Origin of the sequence: Pseudomonas sp. YuFO20, assembly GCF_035064975.1 — a bacterium.
In the GTDB taxonomy this organism is placed as follows: domain Bacteria; phylum Pseudomonadota; class Gammaproteobacteria; order Pseudomonadales; family Pseudomonadaceae; genus Aquipseudomonas; species Aquipseudomonas putida_AE.
The window spans coordinates 1-4,400 of record NZ_JAXDEO010000127.1 but is presented as its reverse complement, the minus strand read 5'-3'; the positions used below and the strand labels follow the sequence as shown (position 1 = coordinate 4,400).

At 60.0% G+C, this 4,400-nt stretch carries 4 protein-coding genes and 1 pseudogene; all 5 read left to right on the top strand.

Annotated features, from left to right (window positions below; genetic code table 11):
• A pseudogene (locus SOP85_RS31540) lies at nt 1-137 on the top strand (DUF3304 domain-containing protein); the annotation flags it as partial.
• Nucleotides 125-2,425, top strand: a complete 2,301-nt coding sequence (locus tag SOP85_RS30765; RefSeq protein WP_323629374.1) for a T6SS phospholipase effector Tle1-like catalytic domain-containing protein — start codon at nt 125-127, stop codon at nt 2,423-2,425. The pseudogene SOP85_RS31540 and the gene SOP85_RS30765, both read left to right, overlap by 13 nt.
• Nucleotides 2,412-2,984: a DUF3304 domain-containing protein gene (locus tag SOP85_RS30760; protein WP_323629373.1), complete on the top strand. Its 573-nt coding sequence runs from the start codon at nt 2,412-2,414 to the stop codon at nt 2,982-2,984. Before SOP85_RS30765 ends, SOP85_RS30760 begins: the two co-directional genes overlap by 14 nt.
• Nucleotides 2,972-3,934, top strand: a complete 963-nt coding sequence (locus SOP85_RS30755; protein ID WP_323629372.1) for a T6SS phospholipase effector Tle1-like catalytic domain-containing protein — start codon at nt 2,972-2,974, stop codon at nt 3,932-3,934. Before SOP85_RS30760 ends, SOP85_RS30755 begins: the two co-directional genes overlap by 13 nt.
• The coding region (locus SOP85_RS30750) for a DUF3304 domain-containing protein (RefSeq protein WP_323629371.1) at nt 3,921-4,400 on the top strand (480 nt) is incomplete at its 3' end. The genes SOP85_RS30755 and SOP85_RS30750, both read left to right, overlap by 14 nt.

Below are 4,400 nucleotides of genomic sequence, written 5' to 3'. Positions count from 1 at the left end.
AAGTCTGCGGCCTCACCGTGCACTTCCTGCCCTGCGAAGAACTGCAAGTCACCACCTCCTGCTACGCCTACGGCAGTCCCGAGTACCCGATCAAGACCCCACTGCAATTGCCGGAGCCCCAGTCATGTCCGAAGTGAAACACGCTTCTATGTGGTACCCGCCAGCGTTTCCGGTCGAGGGACGTTTGCCTCGTAACGTCGCGCAGATCCATCAAAATAATCGGCGCCAGTGTCAGCTGGAGTTGGATTACCACGATGCCTTGTGCGTGGCGGCCGTGCGCCGGCTGATGCCGCCTTGTTGCAAGACCTTGCACATCAGCCTGTTCTTCGACGGCACCGGCAATAACCTCAATAACGACCTCTACCTGTCGGATCCCCGGCACCCTACCAACATTGCCCGGATGTTCCGCGCCAGCATTGGCGACGGCCATGCCGGCGGCACCGCCCACAGCACCGAGGCCAAGGGTTTGACCGATGCGGCAGGGACCGGCAATGGCCAGTACTTCAAGTACTACATGCCCGGTGTGGGCACGCCGTTTACCGAAGTCGGTGACCTCGACTACAGCCTTCTGGGACTGGGGGGAGCCTGGTACGGCGAGGAACGGATCAACTGGGGCCTGTTGATGATCCTCGATGCCGTGCGCCGCACACTGGGGCTGCCACGGCTGGACAACGCGGCCCTGCTCAACGCGGTCAAGGCCATGGGGACTTGGGCGGGTGTGGAGTCGATGGACGGTTATGCCACCCGCAGCCGCGAACTCAACAGACAGCTTTGGGCCATTGAGAAACCGCTGCGCATCGCCTTGACCCAACCGCAACCCGGCCAGGTCAAGCTACTGGGCATCAAGTTGTACGTCTATGGTTTTTCCCGTGGCGCATCGGCGGCGCGGGCGTTTGTCAGCTGGTTGAACCAGCTGTTGACCCGGTCCGAGCCGGTCTTGGCGTTACGACTGTCCGACTTGCGACTGCCCATCAGCGTCGAGTACCTGGGGCTGCTGGACACCGTGGCCTCGGTCGGTCTGGCCGATATCGTACCAGGGGCCAACGGCCATATGAGTTGGGCCGATGGCAACCAGGAACTGCCAGCCAGCACTCTGGTTAAGCGTTGCCTGCACATCGTTGCCAGTCATGAGCAACGGTTGTCCTTTCCGCTGGAGTCCATTCGCCGGGAGAAGGGGGGTTATCCGGCGAATAGTGTGGAGGTGATTTATCCGGGCGTGCATTCGGATCAGGGTGGGGGGTATCCGCCCGGAGATCAGGGTAAGGCTATTGGGGAGAATGACGGTTTACTGCTTTCGCAGATCGCGTTGAATGACCTTTATGCCGATGCTTACGCTCATGGTGCTCCGCTGAAGGTTCCGAAGTCCTCCTTGCCAATCGAGTTGCAGCGTGATCTGTGGCGAGTGATGGAAACCGATGTGGAGAGATCGTTTGCCATCGCACCAACCTTGGTCAACCGCTTCAACGCATGGCGTCAGCTAACCCTGGACCAGCCTCCCGTACAACAACCGCTGTCCGCCGAACAGATCGAGAACTACCGGCCACTATCCGCCAACACTAGTTTGGAGCAAACCCTACGCGAGCAGATGAGCTGGATCACCGCCTGGCGCATCGACCGCTATGCCTTCGCCAGCCTCAAGCACACCCCTTTCTATCTTCAGGCGAGCGACCGCGAAGCCGACAAAGGGGTCAAAGCGCGCGCCGAAGAACAGCGCGACCAGAATCAGGCAGAGGTCGTAAAACGCCGCAAGCAGCAGCGGGCTCGCGAGTTTCTCAGCCGCGAACCGAACATGCCGCTGGAGCCCGGGGTCAAGGATTTCGATGCCGACATGGCACAAACCCAGTTGCGCGAAGCGGCCGAAGAGTTCGGCAAGGCCTACCGCGGCGCCGATCGTTTTCCACAGGCCTTGAAGTTCGCCGGGCCGATGGGCATGGCATCGTCGGTTCTTTATCAGAAACTGATCGCCGAGGTGCAATTCGAGCGACAGCGAATGAAAGCTTCGGGGCAGGCGCGTGTCAGTCGGTTATTCCCGCCGCCGCTGCGCGAAATCAATCATCAAAATGAAACCCGCCGTGGCAATGTCGACGAAAGCCGCAACGCAACGCATCCCGAAGGGCTGTTGCGCGCTCTGTTCGACGATCAGGTCCACGATTCCCGCGCCTGGTTTATGTACACACTTAGACGTGAGCCGTTCGGCAGCTACTTCGGCGAACGCATGGTGTTTTTCGGCGAGGCCGGCCGTCGCGACCTGGCGCTGTATGGCGAGAACGGTGAAGTGCTGGCGCGCACCAACTCGAATGCCGGACCTGACGGTGCCGCGCAACCGCTGGACGCAAAGCACCTGGTCCAGGCCATGCAAGACATCGATGCGCTGTGGGAAGCGTTCCATGCCCAGGCTGGTGAGGTGAAAAATGCATCGGCCTGAACCTGTTTTTCGACGCGTAGCGCAGGACCGCAGGCCCGAGCTCAAAGCCCGTCCATTGCGCGAACGGGCCGTTATCGTCGGCATTCTGGTTGGCAGCCTGCTTGTTCAAGACGCCCAGGCCAACACTCTCCAAGCCATCAATCACACTCACTGGGCAATCAATCATTTCAGTGTCGATGGCCGTTCGGGGATCGACATTATCGGACCTTACCAGGGTGGTGGTGGAGGCTGCTGCTATGTAGCGCCGGCACGTTGGCAACCGGGGATGACGGCGCGTGTGGATTGGGAGACGGGTGTGGCTTACGCCGATAACTTTCCAGGTTATGCCGACTGGCCGAAATATTTGGCATGGGAAAGACAGATCGCCACACAAAATCGCCAACACAGCACAGTCGTACCAGTCCCTGACTACACCGGCCAAAAAGTCTGCGGCCTCACCGTGCACTTCCTGCCCTGCGAAGAACTGCAAGTCACCACCTCCTGCTACGCCTACGGCAGTCCCGAGTACCCGATCAAGACCCCACTGCAATTGCCGGAGCCCCCGTCATGTCCGAAGTAAAACACGCTTCGCTTTGGTACCCACCCGCGTTTCCGGTCGAGGGCCGTTTGCCTCGCAACGTCACGCAGGTCGATCAAAATAACCGGCGCCAGTGTCAGCTGGAGGCGGATTACCACGATGCCTTGTGCGTGGCGGCCGGGCGCCGGCTGATGCCGCCTTGCTGCAAGACCTTGCACGTCAGCCTGTTCTTCGAGAGCGACCTCGAAGCCGACAAAGGGGTCAAAGCGCGCGCCGAAGAACAGCGCGACCAGAGTCAAGCAGCGATCGTAAAACGCCGCAAGCAGCAGCGGGCTCGAGAGTTTCTCAGACGCGAACCGAACATGCCGCTGGAGCCTGGGGTCAAGGATTTCGATGCCGACATGGCACAAACCCAGTTGCGCGAGTTCGGTAAGGCCTACCGCGGCGTCGATCGCTTTTCACAGGTCTTGAAGTTCGCCGGGCCGATGGGCATGGCATCGTCGGTTCTTTATCAGAAACTGACCGCCGAGGTGCAATTCGAGCGACAGCGAATGAAAGCTTCGGGGCAGGCGCGTGTCAGTCGGTTATTCCCGCCGCCGTTGCGCGAAATCAATCATCAAAATGAAACCCGGCGCGGCAATGTCGACGAAAGCCGCAACGCCACGCAACCTGAAGGGCTATTGCGCGCACTGTTCGACGATCAGGTCCACGACTCACGCGCCTGGTTCTTGTACACACGGGGACGTGAGTGGTTCGGCAGCTACTTCGGCGAACGCATGGTGTTTTTCGGCGAGGCCGGCCGTCGCGACCTCGCGCTGTATGGCGAGAACGGTGAAATGCTGGCGCGCACCAACCCGAATGCCCGGCCTGCCGGCGCCGCGCAACCTGTGGTGCTGGACGCCGAACAGCTGGCCAAGGCCATGCAAGACATTGATGCGCTGTGGGAAGCGTTTTATGCCCAGGCTGGTGAGGTGAAAAATGCATCGGCCTGAACCTGTTTTTCGACGCGTAGCGCAGGACCGCAGGCCCGAGCTCAAAGCCAGCCCTTGGCGCGAACGGGCCGTTGTCGTCGGCATTCTGGTTGGCAGCCTGCTTGTTCAAGACGCCCAGGCCAGCACTCTTGAAGCCATCAATCACACTCACTGGGCAATCAACCATTTCAGTGTCGATGGCCGTTCGGGCATCGACATCATCGGGCCTTATCAGGGAGGCGGGGGCGGTTGTTGCTATATCGCGCCGGCACGTTGGCAGCCGGGTACCACGGTGCGTATCGATTGGGAAACTGGCGTGGCTTACTCGGATGACTTTCCTGGCTTTGCCAATAGGCCCAAATATTTGGCTTGGAAAAAAAAGGTGAATGCTCAAAAACGCCAACACAGCAAAGTCGTCCCAATCCCTGACTACACCGGCCAAAAAGTCTGCGGCCTCACCGTGCACTTCCTGCCCTGCGAAGAACTG